General features: G+C 60.5%; 19 protein-coding genes and 1 other RNA gene. 6 read left to right on the forward strand and 14 right to left on the reverse strand.

Annotated features, from left to right (window positions below):
* Positions 1-33 precede the first annotated feature (33 nt).
* Together IEX57_RS19500 and glnK are read right to left on the reverse strand one after the other, a co-directional pair.
* The gene (locus IEX57_RS19500; protein WP_188706722.1) at positions 34-1,494 is read right to left on the reverse strand and encodes an ammonium transporter; all 1,461 of its coding nucleotides are present in this window, start codon (positions 1,492-1,494) and stop codon (positions 34-36) included.
* Between the two features lie 35 nt (positions 1,495-1,529).
* On the reverse strand, positions 1,530-1,868 hold the full coding sequence (glnK, locus tag IEX57_RS19505) for a P-II family nitrogen regulator (protein ID WP_188691227.1): 339 nt from the start codon (positions 1,866-1,868) through the stop codon (positions 1,530-1,532).
* A 282-nt stretch (positions 1,869-2,150) separates the two neighbouring features.
* On the opposite strand from glnK, the gene IEX57_RS19510 reads away from it, so the two are divergent.
* A complete protein-coding gene (locus tag IEX57_RS19510) occupies positions 2,151-2,411 on the forward strand; it encodes an accessory factor UbiK family protein (RefSeq protein ID WP_188706724.1) in 261 nt (86 codons plus the stop codon).
* Between the two features lie 69 nt (positions 2,412-2,480).
* Here the strand turns inward: IEX57_RS19510 and rnpB are convergent.
* From rnpB to IEX57_RS19530, 4 genes are all read right to left on the reverse strand, one after another.
* Positions 2,481-2,851: RNase P RNA component class A (gene rnpB, locus IEX57_RS19515), an RNA gene on the reverse strand.
* A gap of 75 nt (positions 2,852-2,926) precedes the next feature.
* Positions 2,927-3,421: a hypothetical protein gene (locus tag IEX57_RS19520; protein ID WP_188706726.1), complete on the reverse strand. Its 495-nt coding sequence runs from the start codon at positions 3,419-3,421 to the stop codon at positions 2,927-2,929.
* Positions 3,403-4,440: a dihydroorotase gene (gene pyrC / locus IEX57_RS19525; protein WP_188706728.1), complete on the reverse strand. Its 1,038-nt coding sequence runs from the start codon at positions 4,438-4,440 to the stop codon at positions 3,403-3,405. The genes IEX57_RS19520 and pyrC overlap by 19 nt, the downstream gene beginning before the upstream one ends.
* A gap of 25 nt (positions 4,441-4,465) precedes the next feature.
* The gene (locus IEX57_RS19530) at positions 4,466-4,696 is read right to left on the reverse strand and encodes a sulfurtransferase TusA family protein (protein ID WP_188706730.1); all 231 of its coding nucleotides are present in this window, start codon (positions 4,694-4,696) and stop codon (positions 4,466-4,468) included.
* 207 nt (positions 4,697-4,903) lie between these two features.
* On the opposite strand from IEX57_RS19530, the gene IEX57_RS19535 reads away from it, so the two are divergent.
* Both IEX57_RS19535 and IEX57_RS19540 read left to right on the forward strand, forming a co-directional pair.
* Positions 4,904-5,545 (forward strand): CNP1-like family protein, encoded by a 642-nt coding sequence (locus tag IEX57_RS19535; protein WP_188706732.1) that lies wholly within the window; start codon positions 4,904-4,906, stop codon positions 5,543-5,545.
* A gap of 306 nt (positions 5,546-5,851) precedes the next feature.
* Complete coding sequence (locus IEX57_RS19540; protein ID WP_188706734.1) at positions 5,852-6,424, forward strand: hypothetical protein; 573 nt, start codon at positions 5,852-5,854, stop codon at positions 6,422-6,424.
* A gap of 71 nt (positions 6,425-6,495) precedes the next feature.
* Here IEX57_RS19540 and proB read toward each other — a convergent pair whose 3' ends face one another.
* Positions 6,496-7,617 carry a glutamate 5-kinase gene (proB, locus tag IEX57_RS19545; protein ID WP_373285225.1) on the reverse strand — a complete coding sequence of 374 codons (1,122 nt, stop codon included), beginning with the start codon at positions 7,615-7,617 and terminating at the stop codon, positions 6,496-6,498.
* A gap of 111 nt (positions 7,618-7,728) precedes the next feature.
* Here proB and msrQ point away from each other — a divergent pair, with 111 nt between their 5' ends.
* Positions 7,729-8,334 carry a protein-methionine-sulfoxide reductase heme-binding subunit MsrQ gene (gene msrQ, locus IEX57_RS19550; protein WP_188706738.1) on the forward strand — a complete coding sequence of 202 codons (606 nt, stop codon included), beginning with the start codon at positions 7,729-7,731 and terminating at the stop codon, positions 8,332-8,334.
* A gap of 142 nt (positions 8,335-8,476) precedes the next feature.
* Positions 8,477-9,496, forward strand: coding sequence for an aldose epimerase family protein (locus tag IEX57_RS19555; RefSeq protein WP_188706740.1), 1,020 nt, complete (start codon positions 8,477-8,479; stop codon positions 9,494-9,496).
* 86 nt (positions 9,497-9,582) lie between these two features.
* On the opposite strand, the gene yidC is transcribed toward IEX57_RS19555, so the two are convergent.
* The 4 genes from yidC to rpmH all read right to left on the reverse strand — a co-directional run bounded on the left by yidC (position 9,583) and on the right by rpmH (position 12,088).
* The gene (gene yidC, locus IEX57_RS19560) at positions 9,583-11,241 is read right to left on the reverse strand and encodes a membrane protein insertase YidC (RefSeq protein ID WP_188706743.1); all 1,659 of its coding nucleotides are present in this window, start codon (positions 11,239-11,241) and stop codon (positions 9,583-9,585) included.
* A 128-nt stretch (positions 11,242-11,369) separates the two neighbouring features.
* Complete coding sequence (yidD, locus tag IEX57_RS19565) at positions 11,370-11,579, reverse strand: membrane protein insertion efficiency factor YidD (RefSeq protein WP_188706745.1); 210 nt, start codon at positions 11,577-11,579, stop codon at positions 11,370-11,372.
* Entirely contained in the window at positions 11,567-11,932 is a 366-nt protein-coding gene (gene rnpA, locus IEX57_RS19570) for a ribonuclease P protein component (protein ID WP_188706747.1), read from the reverse strand. The genes yidD and rnpA overlap by 13 nt, the downstream gene beginning before the upstream one ends.
* A gap of 21 nt (positions 11,933-11,953) precedes the next feature.
* The gene (rpmH, locus tag IEX57_RS19575; RefSeq protein ID WP_184101372.1) at positions 11,954-12,088 is read right to left on the reverse strand and encodes a 50S ribosomal protein L34; all 135 of its coding nucleotides are present in this window, start codon (positions 12,086-12,088) and stop codon (positions 11,954-11,956) included.
* A 261-nt stretch (positions 12,089-12,349) separates the two neighbouring features.
* On the opposite strand from rpmH, the gene dnaA reads away from it, so the two are divergent.
* Positions 12,350-13,771, forward strand: a complete 1,422-nt coding sequence (gene dnaA, locus IEX57_RS19580; RefSeq protein WP_188706748.1) for a chromosomal replication initiator protein DnaA — start codon at positions 12,350-12,352, stop codon at positions 13,769-13,771.
* A gap of 66 nt (positions 13,772-13,837) precedes the next feature.
* Here dnaA and IEX57_RS19585 read toward each other — a convergent pair whose 3' ends face one another.
* The 3 genes from IEX57_RS19585 to IEX57_RS19595 are packed head-to-tail and all read right to left on the reverse strand — an operon-like array spanning position 13,838 to position 16,365.
* Positions 13,838-14,779: a Dyp-type peroxidase gene (locus IEX57_RS19585; protein ID WP_188706750.1), complete on the reverse strand. Its 942-nt coding sequence runs from the start codon at positions 14,777-14,779 to the stop codon at positions 13,838-13,840.
* Positions 14,780-14,781: 2 nt separating this feature from the next.
* Positions 14,782-15,357, reverse strand: coding sequence for a YqiA/YcfP family alpha/beta fold hydrolase (locus tag IEX57_RS19590; RefSeq protein WP_188706752.1), 576 nt, complete (start codon positions 15,355-15,357; stop codon positions 14,782-14,784).
* A gap of 30 nt (positions 15,358-15,387) precedes the next feature.
* Entirely contained in the window at positions 15,388-16,365 is a 978-nt protein-coding gene (locus IEX57_RS19595; RefSeq protein WP_188706754.1) for a quinone oxidoreductase family protein, read from the reverse strand.
* Between the last annotated feature and the right edge of the window lie 366 nt (positions 16,366-16,731).

Raw genomic sequence — 16,731 nt, forward strand, 5'->3', positions numbered from 1 at the left:
CAAGAGGATGTGTTTTGTCTTGTTCTGGTTCTATTACTCCACACGTTCGCCGTGCAGGGTCACATCCAGACCTTCGCGTTCTTCTTCTTCAGTCACGCGCAGGCCGATCACAACATCAATAATCTTCAGCAGTACGAAGGTCAGCACGCCGCTGTAGACCAGCGTGGTCAGCACGCCCTTGATCTGCAGAACCACGTTGCCATCAACACCACCGATATCTTTCACTGCGAACACACCAGTCAGCACCGCACCCAGGATACCGCCCACACCGTGCACGCCGAAGGCATCCAGGGAGTCGTCGTAACCGAGCTTGTGCTTGAGCCATGTAGCGGACCAGAAGCACACCACGCCAGCCAGCAGACCAATGATCAGGGCGCCGCCGACACCCACGAAGCCAGAGGCCGGGGTGATGGCAACCAGACCTGCCACAGCGCCAGAGATGATGCCCAGTACCGAAGGTTTGCCCTTGGCAACCCACTCGGCAAACATCCAGCCCAGTGCAGCCATGGCGGTTGCAACTTGCGTGGTCATCATGGCGAAACCGGCACGGCCATCAGCAGCCACAGCGGAGCCGGCGTTGAAGCCGAACCAGCCCACCCACAGCATCGAAGCACCGATCAGCGACAGCACCAGGTTGTGCGGTGCCATGGCTTCCTTGCCATAACCCACGCGCTTGCCCAGCACCAGGGCGCAAACCAGACCGGCAACACCGGCGTTGATGTGCACAACCGTACCGCCAGCAAAGTCCAGGATACCAGCGCCAGCCAGCCAGCCTGTCGGTTCCCACACCATGTGAGCGATCGGCGCGTAGACGATGATCGACCACAGGGCCATGAACACCAGCATGGCAGAGAACTTCATACGGTCAGCAAACGCGCCGGTGATCAGGGCCGGAGTAATGATGGCGAAGGTCATTTGATAGACCATGTACACCGATTCCGGGATCGTCGAGGCCAGATGGCTGACGGTCAGCGTGGTTGCATTGGCGCCCTTGATGTAGTTCATGCCGGACAGCAGGACACGAGAGAAGCCACCAATGAAGCTGTTACCCGGCGTGAAGGCCAGCGAGTAACCAATCACCACCCAGATGATCGTGATCAGGCAGGTGATGGCAAAGCTTTGCATCACGGTAGCCAGCACGTTCTTCTTGCGCACCATGCCGGCATAGAACAGTGCCAGGCCCGGGATGGTCATGAACAGCACCAGCGCGGTGGAAGTCAGCATCCAGGCGGTGTCGCCGCCGCTGATCTTGGAAGAGTCAACACTGAACGGTGCAGTCGGTGCCGGGGCAGCAGCCGGTGCGGAAGCAGCACCAGCGGCAGAAGCGTCAGAGCTTGCTGCAGCAGCCGGAGCCGGTGCGGCAGCAGACGCATCAGATGCCACTACGGCGGCAGCATCAGATGCAGGCGCCGCGGCGGAAGCATCGTCGGCAAAGCTGGGGGCTGCCATACACATCGCGCCCAGCATTGCGAACATCGCAAGTAATTTCTTCATCGGGTCATCTCCTTCCCGTATTGTTCTTGGATTACTTAAATCGCAGACTCACCGGTTTCGCCGGTGCGGATACGGACAACGTGCTCAAGCTGGAACACGAAGATCTTGCCGTCACCGATCTTGCCGGTATTCGCGGCCTTTTCGATGGCTTCAAGGGTCTGGTCCAGCAGATCGTCCGCAATGGCGACTTCCAGTTTGACCTTGGGCAGAAAATCAACAACGTATTCGGCGCCGCGATAGAGTTCGGTGTGGCCCTTCTGACGGCCAAAGCCTTTTACTTCGGTCACGGTCAAGCCAGCCACGCCAATGGCCGACAAGGCTTCACGAACCTCATCGAGCTTGAACGGCTTGATGATGGCGGTAACAAATTTCATGGGTTTGCTCCTCATGTCCCGGTAACGACGTTTCCCTCTCAGCAGAAACCGTGCCAGCCCCGAAAATGACGCAAGAATGTGGCGGACAAACGGTAAATGCGCCGCTTTGCACCCAGGTCCGCACCAATTACGAGCGCGTGAACCAAGTTGAAAATAGTGCATGCACCGTGCAAGTGCATGGATTTTCAGGAAATATTCGCGTAAGCAATCGCCACGAGGAGTAGGCTTTTGTGCTTGCTCTGCTAAACTGGTCGGGTACGAAACAAAATCAGGAGAAGCATCATGATCAAGGAAAAGCTGTTCGACGAAATCGCCAACAAGATTTCTGACGCCATTGCCAGCAGCCCGGCCAAGGATGTCGAAAAGAATGTGCGCGCCATGATGAGCACGGCCTTTACCAAGCTCGATCTGGTGACCCGTGAAGAATTCGAGATCCAGCAAGAAGTGCTGGCCCGCAGCCGTGAAAAACTGGCTGAGCTGGAAGCGCGCGTACTGGATCTGGAACAGCGTCTGCACGGTGCCAATCCGCAAGACAGCATCTAAGGGCGACGCCTCAGGCTGCGCAAGAAAAAAGCCCCATGGCATGCCATGGGGCTTTTTGTCTGAATGAGGTTGCGAAGCGAGCCGGTAAGCCGGGTTTTGTACAGATGCTCGCGCATCCTGACAGTCATTCCTCTAGGCCCATCATTACTGATGGACTCCTGCAACCTACCCGCAGGCTCGACGGGCCGTTTCAACGCCTGCTGCTTGGTCTTGCTCCGGATGGGGTTTACCGAGCCGCCCGGTTGCCCGGGACGCTGGTGCGCTCTTACCGCACCGTTTCACCCTTGCCTGTTCCAGTTTGACCTGGTCATCGGCGGTCTACTCTCTGTTGCACTTTCCGTCGCCTCACGGCGCCCGGCCGTTAGCCGGCATCCTGCCCTGCGGAGCCCGGACTTTCCTCCCCCCGTTTTGCAACGGGCAGCGACTGTCTGGCTTGCTTCGCGGACCCGATTATACACACATTCGCCAGCGCCCTTTCCCCACGGGTCGGTTTGCCGGCTTCGCGCGCGGGCAAATCAGGCGTCGGTCTGGGCGGTTTGTTCGACAAACGGCAGGCTGGCCTGGGCAGCCAGGCGGTGCGCTTCTTGCACCGCTTTGGCCACGCCGCTGCGGGTTGCGCGGTAGTGCGAGAACACAAAACGCGCGTCGCCGTTGTCAGCCAGGCATACCCAGACGCTGTCCGGACCGATGATATTGGGTTCCTGATCCAGCACCACCCGGGTAAATGCGCTCAGCGGAATATGCCGGGTGCGCACCGGAATGAGGCCCAGCAAGCAGATCCGCCGTTCCAGCACGCCATCATGCACACGCTGCTCGGCGGGAAAGGCCCAGAAGCCGGCCGCCAGCAGCAGCATGGAGTACCAGAACAAACCGAAGAAGTGGTTTTCAAAGCGCGGCGAGTCAATCAGCGGCCAGCCCCAGAACGCGGCGGCGATCAACACCACGCCGAACACCAGCCACGCCGGCTTGCTGGCATTGCGATGCGTCAGCATCAAGCGGCCAGCGTCCATTGCACTTCTTCACCGGCGCGCAACGGCACGACAGTGTGTTCGCCAAATGGATACTCGGCCGGCACCGTCCAGGCGCTACGGTTAAGCGTGACCTTGTCCGTGTTGCGCGGCAGGCGGTAGAAGTCCGGGCCGTTAAAGCTGGCAAAGGCTTCCAGTTTGTCCAGCGCACCGGCGCGGTCAAACACCTCGGCATACAGCGGCAAGGCGGCGTGGGCGGTGTACATGCCAGCGCAACCACACGAGGCTTCTTTGGTATGACGGGCGTGCGGGGCACTGTCGGTGCCCAGGAAGAACTTGGCCGAGCCGCTGGTCACGGCCTGCACCAGCGCCTGACGATGCTGTTCACGCTTGAGCACCGGCAAACAATAGTGGTGCGGGCGGATGCCGCCGGTGAACATGGCATTGCGGTTCATCAACAGGTGATGCGCCGTCACCGTGGCGGCGACGTTCTCTGGCGCGGCAGCGACAAACGCGGCGGCCTGGCGGGTGGTGATGTGTTCCAGCACCACGCGCAGGCTGGGCAAACGCTGCAGCAGCGGGGCCAACAGCGTGTCGATGAACACGGCCTCCCGGTCGAACACGTCAATGTCGCCATCGGTGACTTCGCCGTGCACCAGCAGCGGCAGGCCGATCTCTGCCATTTTTTCCAGCGCCGGCATGACCTTGTCCAGGCTGGTGACGCCGCTGTCCGAGTTGGTGGTAGCACCAGCCGGGTACAGCTTGATACCGTGCACGAAACCGGAGGCCTTGGCGCGCTCGACTTCGGCCGGGTCAGTCCGGTCTGTCAGATACAGCGTCATCAGCGGTTCAAACGACATACCGGCCGGCAAGGCGGCCAGGATGCGGTCGCGGTAGGCCGCAGCCAGATCCACCGTGGTAACCGGCGGCTTGAGGTTGGGCATGACAATGGCGCGGGCAAACTCACGCGCGGTATGCGGCAGCACCGCCGCCATCAGGGCGCCGTCGCGCAGGTGCAGGTGCCAGTCGTCAGGGCGGGTCAGGGTAAGGGTCTGGGTCATGATGAGGTCGGTCTCTCGCGCGCTTTCAGCGCTTCTGGATCACAAAAACAAACTTGCCTGCTTCTTCAGCGCTATCAAGCAGCGGATTACCCGTCTGCTTGCAGAAGGCTGCAAAATCTTTGGGCGTGGCCGGGTCCGTGCAGGTCACATGGACGGTCTGGCCGCTTTGCAGGTTGGCCAGCGCTTTCTTGGTACGCAAAATGGGCAAGGGGCAATTCAGGCCAGACAAGTCGATGACGAGATCGGCGGCATCCATGGGCGGTGGTTCTCTTGTTTAAATGCTTGATACAAGGCAAACCCCGGATTTTACGCTTCAAATGCGCGCTTTGCCGATCAAGATGTATCCCGCCCCGCGCAGAGAATTTACACACGCGCGCCGCGAATGCCTCAGGAACGGCGTATCATTAGAAGGTTGTGGCCGGCCAGCCCGAGCGTTGCGCCACCCCGCTTGAGGAGCAAGAACTTGAAATGCCTGATCCCTGCCGCGTGCCTGTTGTTGTGCGTGGCTAGCCATGTGTACGCCGCTGAAAGCGGGGAAAACACCGATGCGCGCAACGCTGCCAACAAGTCTCTGGACGATGGCGATGCAAAGCATGAGTACAGCATCACCAATTTCTTCAAGGACAAGCTGCCCGTACCGGCCGAACAAAGCTTCACCGCGCCTGACCTGGCCACGCTGGGTAACTGGGCGCCGATCCGCAACAACTACGCCTGGGGCAATGTTCATTTCATCGTCTCCAAAGACAGCCTGTCGGTAGGCGACAAAGACAAACTGGTTCGCTACGCCGTCGGTATCCCGCTGCGCAATGGCAAATACAACTACGTCTATGAAGGCATGGATTGCGACACCGGCCAGTCTCGTTCGTATTACTACGGCAACAGTGACAACCCGGTCTGGGCGCCGTTGAATCGCCCGTGGGAGCGCATCCAGGAAAAGGGTTACAACACCTATCAGGCACCGCTCTACGATGCGCTGTGCAGCATGCGTGACCCGTTGTCGATCAAGGACATGAAGTCCGCACTGGGTTCAAGCACCACCTCGCAAAACACTGCCAAATGTCCGGCCTGCCACACTGGTGGTGAAGGCGCATCGTCCGGCAAGTAAGGCGAACCGGGCATCAGACAAAAAGGGCGGCGCGACCGCCCTTTTTTTCCGCCCGTCATTTGTGGCCCCTTTTTCTGCAGCCCGCGCCTATGCTTCGCGCAGGCTTTCGCCCCTTTGCCATTGATCAATGGCCACACCCTTTGCTGCCGCATCCTGGCGCCTTGCGCCGCGCGGCAGGATGGATTAATCCCCAGACCCATAAAGACACATTCGCTCCAGACCCCGGGGCCTGTTTCAGGCCACCCGGACCGGTATTTCACAGGGTGATCCAACTGGCAGATCTTGAATTTGAATCTGGAGGTAGATATGCGTATTTCTTTGTGGCACCAACCCGTACGGCGCTGGCTCGCCATGGGGCTCAGCGGATTGGCGGGGCTGGGATTGCTGACCCTGTCTGCCAGCGCCTGGGCAGACCCGCTGGTCATGACCTGCACCGGTGCAGCCAGCTTTACCTATAACCCCGGCCTGACCAATACCACGCAGAGCATCCAGTTCACCTCAAACCAGACCGACGCGTGCGTGCCGGTACTGGGGGCGCCCACCGGGCTGACTGGCGGCACCCACTCGTTCTCTTCCACCTTGCCCTTGTCTTGTGACGAGTTGCTGGGCAACGATGCCGTCTCTGTGGTCCGCACCTATTACTGGAACGATCCGGCGCATAGCCAAAGCCAGGTAACCTACCCCAGCGTGCGGACAGAAAAAGTGCAGGGGAACTCGGTCATCACGTTTACCGGCACGGTGACGGGCGGATTGGGGCTGGGCAGCGCGGTGACGCAGGTGATTGTCCTCGTCAACACGGCCTTGCTACAGGATAGCTGCGCGTCTGCCCAGGGCATACAGAGCGTGTCTGGCGCCGTCTCACTGACCTTTGGTCTGTAACGGCGGTCGCGGCAAGCGGATCAAGACCGGGGGCTGCGGGCAACCTGCCGGCAGCCCCCGGTTGGTCTGGCTCAGAGCAATACCAGGTTATCGCGGTGGATCAGCTCGGGTTCTTCCAGATAACCCAGCAAGGATTCAATCTGGCTGGTGGGCTGACGCATGATGCGGCGGGCGTCGCCAGCCGGGTAATTGACGAGGCCGCGCGCCAGTTCCATGCCTTCGGCCGTCACGCAGCTCACCATATCACCGCGCGAGAACTCGCCCTCCACCGCCACCACGCCGATCGGCAGCAGGCTGGAACCCTTTTCCGCCAGCGCACGACGCGCGCCTTCATCGACCACCAGCCGGCCTTTGACCTGCAAGTGCGCGGCGATCCATTGCTTGCGCGCCGCCAGCGGGGTTTGTTCCGCGATCAGTTGCGTACCAATGGCCTCGCCCCCGGCCAGCCGTGTCAGCACATCCGGCTCCCGGCCACTGGCGATGATGGTCGCCGCACCACTGCGGGCAGCGCGCTTGGCTGCGATCACCTTGGTATACATGCCACCGGTGCCCACGGTAGAGCCCGCGCCGCCGGCCATGGCTTCCAGCGCCACATCACCCGCGCGCGCTTCCTGGATCAGCGTGGCAGAGGGATCTTTACGCGGATCGGCAGTGTACAAGCCTTGCTGGTCGGTCAGAATAACCAGCGCTTCGCCTTCGACCAGGTTGGTCACCAGCGCGCCCAGCGTGTCGTTGTCGCCAAACTTGATTTCGGCGGTGACCACAGTGTCGTTCTCGTTGATGATGGGGATCACGCCCAGCGCCAGCAGCGTCAGCAGCGTGGTGCGGGCATTGAGATAACGCGTGCGGTCGGCCATGTCTTCATGCGTCAGCAAGACCTGGGCGGTTTTCAGGCCATGCGCACGAAAGGCACTTTCGTAGGCCTGGCACAGTCCCATCTGGCCGACAGCGGCGGCGGCCTGTTTTTCGTGGATGGCAGTGGGTTTTTCTTTCCAGCCCAGCCGGGCCACGCCTTCAGCCACCGCACCGGATGACACCAGCACCACCTGTTTGCCCAGCGCGGCCAGTTGGGCGATCTCTGCCGCCCAGCGGGCCAGCGCGGTGTGATCAAGGCCGCGACCTTCGTTGGTGACAAGGCTCGAACCCACCTTCACCACGATGCGGTGCGCAGGCAAGAGGGCGCTGACAGGCATGTTGTTCATCCGGAAGATTAGAAAACGCGTAATTATACCGGTCTGGCCCTGTCATAGACGAAGCGGTTGTACGACCAACACTTATTCGCCGGATTTTTTACGGAATCAACCATGTCTGCCCTTGCCATCAAGCGCCTGAAAATCGTGCTTTTCCTTGTTTGCCTGATCCCGCTGGCCCGTACGGCCTGGCTGGCGATCAGCGCAGTCAACCCGATTGAATTCATCACACACCAGACCGGCACCTGGACGCTGATTTTCCTGCTGCTGACGCTGACCATCACCCCGTTGCGACAAATCACCGGCCGCAATGAATTGATCCGCTTTCGGCGCATGCTGGGCCTGTATGCGTTTTTCTACGTGTGCCTGCACTTTCTGACCTGGCTGGTGCTGGATCACTTTTTTGATTTTCACGCCATCATCAAAGACATCATCAAGCGCCCGTTCATTACCGTGGGCTTCCTGGCGTTTGTGTTGCTGATCCCGCTGGCCGTGACCTCGACCGACAAGATGATGCGGCGTCTGAAGCGCAACTGGGGCCGCTTGCACAAGCTCATCTACGTGATCGCGCCACTGGGTGTGCTGCACTACTGGTGGCTGGTCAAACGCGACATCACCCAGCCGCTGATCTTTGCCGTGTTGCTGGGCATCTTGCTGGCCTGGCGCGTGGTACGCCGGCAGCGTGCCGTGGCGGCGGCAACCTCCGGCGCGCGGGCGTAAAGCCGGCAGATTGGCCGATCTATCCAGCAATCGGGCAGGCGACTCCATATCAGCGGCTTTGCCCGGCTAAATGGTTCCAGCATAATTTGCGCTTTTCCGGCTCCGCGCCGGGCCTTTGCGACCGTTTCTGGCTGGAGCCTTCATGTCGATTCAATCTGCGCCGTGGGATCACGACGCGACCCTGTACACCCTGGAAAACGCCCACGGCATGCGCATGCTGATTACCGACGTCGGCGCATCGCTGGTTTCCTGGTTTGCCCCGGACCGCGACGGCAACATGAGCGATATCGTGCTGGGGCACGACAACGCAGCCGGTTATTTGTCCGGTGCCGGTTTTTTCGGTTGCATTGCCGGGCGTTGGGCCAACCGCATCAAGGGCGCACGCTGCACCATTGATGGCCAGCAGTACATTTTCACCGCCAATGAAGGCGCCAACCTGCTGCATGGTGGCGATGCCGGCTTTCACACCCAGCGCTGGCAAGGCCACATCCTGGGCAATAGCTTGCAGCTGACGCTGACCTCGCCCGCTGGCGCGGCCGGGTTCCCGGGCAATCTGCAGGTCTGGGTGGAGTACGAACTGGCGGACGACGGCACGCTGACGCTGACCTACGGCGCCCGCACCGATGCCCCCACGCCCGTCAATCTGACCAATCACGTCTACTTCAACCTGGCCGGCGGCGCAGCCGATATCCGCGCGCAGCAACTGCAGGTGAATGCAGGGCGTTATCTGGCCATTGATCACGAATCCATTCCGGTGGACATGGCGCGCGTTGATGGCACGCCGCTGGATTTGCGCCAGCCGGTAGCGCTGGGCGAGGTGCTGGCCATGAGCCACCCGCAACTGGGCATCGCGCGCGGTCTGGACCACTGCTACGTGCCTGAAGGCGAGCCCGGTACGCTGCGCCAGGTTGCCACGCTGTTTGATCCGGCCAGCGGGCGCGAACTGATTACCGCCACCACCGAACGCGGCATTCAGGTATATACCGGCAACTTCCTGGAAGGCACCACCGGCCGCCGCGCTTATCACGCGCACGATGGAGTTTGCCTGGAAACGCAGGCGTTCCCGGATCAGGTCAACATGCCCTCGGCACACGAGGTCATCCTGCGCCCCGGGCAGACTTACCGGCAGATCACCACGTACCGCGCGACCGTACGCAGCTGACCAGCCAGGCGACCCTGACTCGGGGCGGCCCACAAAACAAAACAGCCACCGCAAAGGGTGGCTGTTTTTTTGTCTCACACGGCCTGTCAGGCGGTCTGGACAGGGTCTTGCTTGTTGATCGACCGGGTGATGTACCACTGTTGTGCGATCGACAGGCAGTTGTTCACTACCCAGTAAATCACCAGACCGGCCGGGAAGAAGAAGAAGAACACACTGAAAATCAGCGGCATGATCTTCATCATCTTGGCTTGCATCGGGTCCGGCGGCGGCGGCGACAGCAGCGTCTGCACGTACATCGAGACCGTCATCAGCACCGGCAGCACGTAGTACGGGTCTTTCACCGACAGATCGTGAATCCACAGAATCCACGGGGCCTGGCGCAGTTCAACCGCAGCCAGCAGGGCCCAGTACAGCGAGATGAAGATCGGGATCTGCACCAGCATCGGCAGACAACCACCCAGCGGGTTGACCTTCTCGTTCTTGTACAGCTCCATGGTGGCTTGCTGGAACTTCATGCGGTCATCGCCATGACGTTCTTTCAGCGCTTCCAGGCGCGGTGCCAGCTTGCGCATCTTGGCCATGGAGCGATAGCTCTTGGAGGCCAGCGGATAGAACAGCGCCTTGATCAGCATGGTCAGGATGATGATGGACCAGCCCCAGTTGCCGACGATCTTGTGGATATGATCCAGCAGCCAGAAGATCGGCTTGGAGAACACGGTGAAAATGCCGTAGTCCTTGATCAGGTCAAAGCCTGGCGCCACGTGATCGATGATGGCGGTTTCCTGCGGACCAGCATACAGCTGCACCGTCAGGTCTTTCTTGCCACCCGCCGGAATGGCCGGCAGATCAACAATGGCACCGGCAGAGTACAAACCGTCCGGCAGTTTTTTCAGCTCGTAACGGCAGGCGGTTGCGCCACATGCCGACGGCTGGTCAAACGGCGACAGAATCCACGCGCTGGCAAAGTAATGCTGGATCATGGCAATCCAGCCATCCTTGGCACTTTGCACGTAGTTGGCTTCGCCCTTGTCGATCTTGGAGAACTCAACCTTCTGGAACTTGCCTTCGTCCGTGTACACGGCCGGGCCAGTGAAGGTATGCGCGCCACCAAACATGCTCGGGCCAGTGCTCTGGTCGGCCGGCTTGCCGTCACGCAGCAGGCGGAAGTACGCCGACGTCGTCACCGGCGCAGTGCCGCCGTTGGTGATTTCGTAAGTGACATTGATGATGTAGCTGCCACGGGTGAACGTGTAGATCTTGGCGACCTTCACACCATCCGGGCCGGTGCTTTCCAGACGCACATCCACCTTGTTCTGGCCATCAGCCAGGGTGTAGGCCGCCTGGCTGGCAGTAAACATGCTCTTGTGGTTCGGCATGCCAGTGCCGATCAGACCGGTTTGCGCCACGTAAGTGTGCGCGCCGCTGTCTTGCAGCAGCGTGAACGGCTGCGAGGCATCGCCCTGGGCACCATGCTTGAGCAGTTGCAGCTGGCGCAGGTCGGCACCGTCGGTGTCGATCTCGGCTGCAAACAGGTCAGTCGTGACCTTGACGCGCTGACCCTTGGCCAGTGCGGCGGCGTCTTGTGGCGCAGCGCCCGGCGCAGCGGGTGCAGCGGCGGAGCCGGAAGCGGTCGCGGTTTGCTCGGCGGTCTGGGCGTGCGGATAGCGCTTGTCCACCCACTTCTGCCAGAAGAAGAGAATGCCAAACGAAATCGCGATGAACAGAATCAGTCTGCGGGTATCCATCGTGTACTCGAATCACGGTCCGGCGCAGCGGGTTAGGCTGCTGATCCGGCACCTGGTGCCTGTTTCGGTGTAGTCAGGCCAGCTCACGGCATGTGACTGGAACGACTGCGTTTTTGCTGCAAACCCGTTCAGGGAACGGGGTCGTGCCCATGCCCACCCCACGGATGGCAGCGGGCAAGACGGCGCATTGTAAGCCACCCACCTTTCACCGCGCCATATCTGGTCACGGCTTCGATCGCATATTGTGAACAACTGGGGGTGAAACGACAGCGCGCGCCCAGCAAAGGGCTGAGCGTGTAGCGGTAGATTTGCAGCAGTAGAATGATCAGACGGGACATCTGCGGCGGATCCGTGCGAACAGATCTTGCAATTCTTCCCGCACGGCAACGCGTTCCTTGCGGCCAAAGGCCTGGCGCGAACGCACCACCAGATCAAGCCCTGCCAGAGACTGGGCGTTGAGGCGGAAAGTTTCCCGGATTGTGCGCTTGATGTAATTGCGCACCACGGCCCGGTTGTCGGTCCGTTTGCCTACCACGAGGCCGAGTCTGGCCCTTGGCAGCGCGTTGGGACGGGCTAAAACCTGAAAATGCACATTGCTGACCGCATTACGCAAACTAAAAACGGATGAAAATTCATCCGTTTTCAGTAAACGCTGTGCCCGCGTAAAGCGGTATCGTGCAGCGCCCGACATACCGGACGCACCCGCCCAGAATCAGGCGGACAGCTTGGCGCGGCCTTGAGCGCGACGAGCGCGCAGAACTGCGCGGCCACCGCGGGTTGCCATGCGTGCGCGAAAGCCGTGGTTGCGTTTGCGCTTGATAACGGAAGGCTGGAAAGTACGCTTCATGATGGTGTCTCTGCAAAAAAACTGGAGTAAACCATCAATTACACAGTTAAGCTCTTAAATTGTCAACACAAAAAGACAAACGCTATCCACCGCGCCTGTGGATAAGTCCGCTTGTTGAGCGTAGAATCCGGTCGATCCACAAAAATCAGTCCGAACCAGGCTTTACCCAGGCTGGCTTATCCGCCAGCCGCTGCGGCCTGCGCCTTGCGCGCGCCAGAGGCGGGGTAAACCAGACATTAGGGCATATCAAAACAGGTCGTCATGTCTGCACTGGAAAACTGCTGGTCCCACTGCCTTACTGAACTGGAGTCCCGCCTTGGGGCCGACCAGTTCCGTATCTGGATCAAGCCGCTGGTGGCCGAGGTCAACGGCGACAGCCTGAACCTGATCGTCCCCAACCAGATTTTTCTGCAGTTCATCCGCGACCGTTACCTGGGCGTGATTGAAGAATCCGCCAGTTCCTTCTTTGAAGGTGGTGTGCCCGCGATTTCGCTCAAGGTCGGTTCTGCCGCGCGCAAAGTGCCGGCGCCGTCGGCCACCCCGCCGCGCCCTGCGGCCGCCCCGACCAGCTACAACCAGCCCGCCAGTGTCGCCACCATTCCGGCGCCTGCGCCCAGCGTGCGCCCGGCACCGGCCATTCAGGGCGGTTCCACGCACCACGAAACCACGCGTCTGAATCCCGGCTTCACCTTTGAAACGCTGGTGACCGGTAAGGCCAACCAGCTGGCGCGCGCCGCGGCCCAGCAAGTGGCCGAGAACCCGGGCGTGAGCTACAACCCGTTGTTTGTGTACGGCGGTGTCGGTCTGGGCAAGACCCACTTGATCCAGGCGATTGGCAACGCGGTGCATCAGCGCAACCCGGCGGCCAAGATCCGCTATATCCACGCCGAAAAGTACGTGGCCGACGTGGTGCGGGCTTATCAGCACAAGTCGTTTGACGAGTTCAAGCGCTACTACCATTCGCTGGATCTGTTGCTGATCGACGATATCCAGTTCTTTGTCGGCAAGGACAAAACGCAGGAAGAATTCTTCTACGCCTTCAACGCGCTGGTGGAAGGCCACAAGCAGATCATCATCACCTCGGATCGCTACCCCAAAGAGATCGACGGCCTGCAAGACCGGCTGGTGTCGCGGTTCTCCTGGGGCCTGACGGTTGCCATTGAGCCGCCGGAACTGGAAATGCGCGTGGCCATCCTGATGATGAAAGCCGAGCGCGAGAACTTCAAACTCGATTCGACCGTGGCGTTTTTTATCGCCAAGCACATCCGCTCCAACGTGCGTGAACTGGAAGGCGCGCTCAAGCGCGTGCTGGCCTATGCCCGCTTCACCAACCAGGCACTGACGCTGGAAGCCGCCAAAGAAGCGCTGCGCGACATTCTGGCCTCTGGCAACCGCCAGATCACGGTGGAGAACATCCAGAAAACCGTGGCGGACTTCTACAAGATCAAGGTTGCGGACATGCACTCCAAAAAGCGCACGCGTGATATCGCCCGCCCGCGCCAGATTGCCATGTCGCTGACCAAGGAACTCACGCCGATGTCATTGCCGGCCATTGGCGATGCCTTTGGCGGCCGCGATCACACCACGGTGCTGCACGCCTGCCGCACCATTGAAACCCAGCGCAGCAGCGACAGCGAACTCTCGCACCAGTACAACGTGCTGCTGCAGATGCTGCGCAGCTGATCCGCGCGGTCCTGATCAACAAAAAGCCCGACAACATGTCGGGCTTTTTGTTGGTTGGCGACGCAATCAGCCTTGCCTGGCACCGGCCAGGCTGGCCAGTTTCTCCCGGCTGGGCGCAAAGAACGCCACACCGCTCACCGCGCGGGTGTAGTTGAGCATATGGTCAACACGGCCATCAAAAGTGGGGGCGACCATGCGCGTCAGCATCTTTTCAAAGATATCCGGCGTGCGGGCATAAGAGGCAAAGTACAGACCGCGATCACCGGCGGGCGAACCATACGGCAACGAGTGCCGCAGCATTTCCAGTTCTTCGCCGTTTTCTTCAATCACCACGCGGGCAATGTGTGCGGTGCGCGGCTTGTGTTCGTCGTCCATCTCTTCGTTGTGCGCCTTGGTGCGGCCCATGATGGCTTCTTGCTGCTTTACGGGCAGCTTGGTCCATTGCTCCAGCCGGTGCACATAGCGCTGCACGTGCAGATAGCTGCCACCGGCCCACTCGGCGTCTTCCTCGCCCACGACGGCGGCGGCGGTGCGGTCTTCATCGCCTTCCGGGTTTTCGGTGCCGTCCACAAAGCCGGTCAGATCACGTTTGTCGCGATAGCGGAACCCGTTTACGGATTCGACCACTTCAAACCAGTCGCCCAGCTGCACTGCCAGATGGTCGGCAAATTCAAAAATCAGGTCATAGCGCTCGCCGCGGATATGCAGCAGCAAGTCGCCATCTGTGGCCGGGGCCGGGTGGATGGCGCCGGCAATGCGCGGAAACGGCCGCAACAAGGCCGGACGGCCGGATTCAAAAATCTCGGCCCAGCAATCACTGCCGATGGCCAGCACGGCACTGATGCCCGCTTCTTTGTTGCCGGCGGCCAGGGTTTCTATCCGCTCGGGAATCTGCCCCAGCAAGCTGCGCAAGGCCGGGTCGCCGCGACGGCCCAGACGGCGGCGCAAGGTCAGGAAAATTGCGTGGGTGGACGCAACAGGCAAAATGCCGCGCTGTGGCGTAGGCATGTCTAGCTTTCTCCTTGAGCGAAGTCCCAGATTTGCGGCAGGTAATCACCATACCGCTGGAACGAATGATCGCCGCCTTCAATGACGGTTTGTGCACTGCCCGCGTATTTGGCCACCGCTTCGCGATAGTCCAGCGTTTCGTCGCCGGTCTGCACCATGAGCCAGTAGCGCGCAGGGTCGCTGATCTTACGCTCGAAGTGTTTCAGGTGCTCGCCGAATACCGCGTCAATCTGATGAATCTCACCAGTCTGGTAATTACGTTGCAGCCCGACATACTGGTTGATCAGCACATAGGGGTGAACGGCCGGGTTGACCAGCACCGCGCTGCCTCCGAACTCTTCTACCGCCCAGGTGGCAAAGTAGCCCCCCAGCGAGCTGCCGATAAAGCACACCGGCTCGCCGTGCAGTTTGTCGATGGCAAGGCGGATTTCCGTGGCGGCCTCAAACGGCTCCATCGGCAATTGCGGGCAGTGAAAAAAATCCGAATAACCGTGTTCAGCCATCCAGACCGCTGTTTCATTGGCCTTGTGCGAAAACGGACTCGACAAAAACCCGTGCAGATACATGAGATGAACCATGGTGGCGCTCGCAGTACGGGTGAAGTGGGTTCAAGGCAGCAATACGATGGAGCCCGTGGTCTGGCGGCCTTCCAGATCCCGGTGCGCCTTGGCCGCGTCGGCCAGCGCATAACGCTGGTGGACCTCGGCTTTGACGGCGCCATTGGCAACAACCGAGAAATAATCAGCGGCTGTCGCCAGCAATTCCTCACGCGTTGCGGTGTAATGCCCCAGCGTCGGGCGCGTCAGAAAGAGCGAGCCTTTTTGCGACAGAATGCCCGGCGAGAACGGCGGCACCGCGCCAGAGGCATTACCAAAACTGACCAACATGCCGCGCGGCGCCAGGCTATCGAGCGAGCCTTCAAATGTCGCCTTGCCCACGCCGTCATACACCACCGGCACGCCTTTGCCGTCAGTCAGCGCGCGCACTTGTTCGGCAAAGCTGCCCTGGGTGTAGTCGATGACATGATCGCAGAACGGGGCCACCAGTCTGGCCTTGGCCGCAGAACCCACCGTGCCGATCACGCGCGCGCCCAGCGTGCGTGCCCACTGGGTGGCGATCTGGCCCACGCCGCCGGCTGCGGCATGAATCAGCACCGTCATGCCCGGTTCAACCTTGAACGTACGCTTGAGCAGGTATTGCGCGGTCATGCCGCGCAGCAACGTCCCGGCGGCGACTTCATCCGGTACTGCGTCCGGCACCGGTACAAGGCGGGCCGCCGCGATATTGCGGTGAGACGAATACGAGCCGATCGGGCCGCCGGCATACGCTACGCGATCTCCCACCTTGAATTCGGTCACGCCCTCGCCCAGCGCTTCCACGACCCCGGCGGCTTCCTGGCCAATGCCGGACGGCAGCGGCACGGCGTACAAACCGCTGCGGTGATAGGTATCAATGAAATTCACACCCACCGCCACATGGCGCAAACGCACTTCGCCGGGGCCGGGCTGGTCGGGGATATCGGTATCGCCATAACGCAGCACCGACGCATCGCCAGTCTGCTCAAAACGGATGGCCTGTACTTTCATGATTTCGCTTCTCCTGTGCGATGTGTTCGCGTGTTCTTTTTGTGGTGACGGGCCGGGGCTGATACCGCGGCTCCTGTGTGCAAGACCAAGTATCGCCTGATTATGTTCCAGCCGTTGCGCCGGTTTCAGCGCAAGACCGGGTTGTTCTCAAAGTGGGTTTTTCTGGCCGGTTTTACAAGCACCGGGCCGCAAGCCGGCAAACGCGGCAAACAACACCCGGGCGCGTGACAATTGCACGGGTAATTTTCTGTTATGCGCCGCGCCAGCGCTTGCCGCAAGCCTAAATCTTCAGGTCAGGCTATCCGCCAATGGAATGAGCGGCCCACCGGCTTTGGCTTTTGCCACCCGCCCTCATGTTAAAATTGC

The sequence above is a fragment of the Silvimonas iriomotensis genome (assembly GCF_014645535.1).
Lineage (GTDB): Bacteria > Pseudomonadota > Gammaproteobacteria > Burkholderiales > Chitinibacteraceae > Silvimonas > Silvimonas iriomotensis.

Coding starts and splice junctions, on each gene's coding strand:
- IEX57_RS19500 (WP_188706722.1), bottom strand. CDS start 1,494: ATGAAGAAATTACTTGCGATGTTCGCAATGCTGGGCGCGATGTGTATG.
- glnK (WP_188691227.1), bottom strand. CDS start 1,868: ATGAAATTTGTTACCGCCATCATCAAGCCGTTCAAGCTCGATGAGGTT.
- IEX57_RS19510 (WP_188706724.1), top strand. CDS start 2,151: ATGATCAAGGAAAAGCTGTTCGACGAAATCGCCAACAAGATTTCTGAC.
- IEX57_RS19520 (WP_188706726.1), bottom strand. CDS start 3,421: ATGGACGCTGGCCGCTTGATGCTGACGCATCGCAATGCCAGCAAGCCG.
- pyrC (WP_188706728.1), bottom strand. CDS start 4,440: ATGACCCAGACCCTTACCCTGACCCGCCCTGACGACTGGCACCTGCAC.
- IEX57_RS19530 (WP_188706730.1), bottom strand. CDS start 4,696: ATGGATGCCGCCGATCTCGTCATCGACTTGTCTGGCCTGAATTGCCCC.
- IEX57_RS19540 (WP_188706734.1), top strand. CDS start 5,852: ATGCGTATTTCTTTGTGGCACCAACCCGTACGGCGCTGGCTCGCCATG.
- proB (WP_373285225.1), bottom strand. CDS start 7,617: ATGCCTGTCAGCGCCCTCTTGCCTGCGCACCGCATCGTGGTGAAGGTG.
- msrQ (WP_188706738.1), top strand. CDS start 7,729: ATGTCTGCCCTTGCCATCAAGCGCCTGAAAATCGTGCTTTTCCTTGTT.
- IEX57_RS19555 (WP_188706740.1), top strand. CDS start 8,477: ATGTCGATTCAATCTGCGCCGTGGGATCACGACGCGACCCTGTACACC.
- yidC (WP_188706743.1), bottom strand. CDS start 11,241: ATGGATACCCGCAGACTGATTCTGTTCATCGCGATTTCGTTTGGCATT.
- yidD (WP_188706745.1), bottom strand. CDS start 11,579: ATGTCCCGTCTGATCATTCTACTGCTGCAAATCTACCGCTACACGCTC.
- rnpA (WP_188706747.1), bottom strand. CDS start 11,932: ATGTCGGGCGCTGCACGATACCGCTTTACGCGGGCACAGCGTTTACTG.
- rpmH (WP_184101372.1), bottom strand. CDS start 12,088: ATGAAGCGTACTTTCCAGCCTTCCGTTATCAAGCGCAAACGCAACCAC.
- dnaA (WP_188706748.1), top strand. CDS start 12,350: ATGTCTGCACTGGAAAACTGCTGGTCCCACTGCCTTACTGAACTGGAG.
- IEX57_RS19585 (WP_188706750.1), bottom strand. CDS start 14,779: ATGCCTACGCCACAGCGCGGCATTTTGCCTGTTGCGTCCACCCACGCA.
- IEX57_RS19590 (WP_188706752.1), bottom strand. CDS start 15,357: ATGGTTCATCTCATGTATCTGCACGGGTTTTTGTCGAGTCCGTTTTCG.
- IEX57_RS19595 (WP_188706754.1), bottom strand. CDS start 16,365: ATGAAAGTACAGGCCATCCGTTTTGAGCAGACTGGCGATGCGTCGGTG.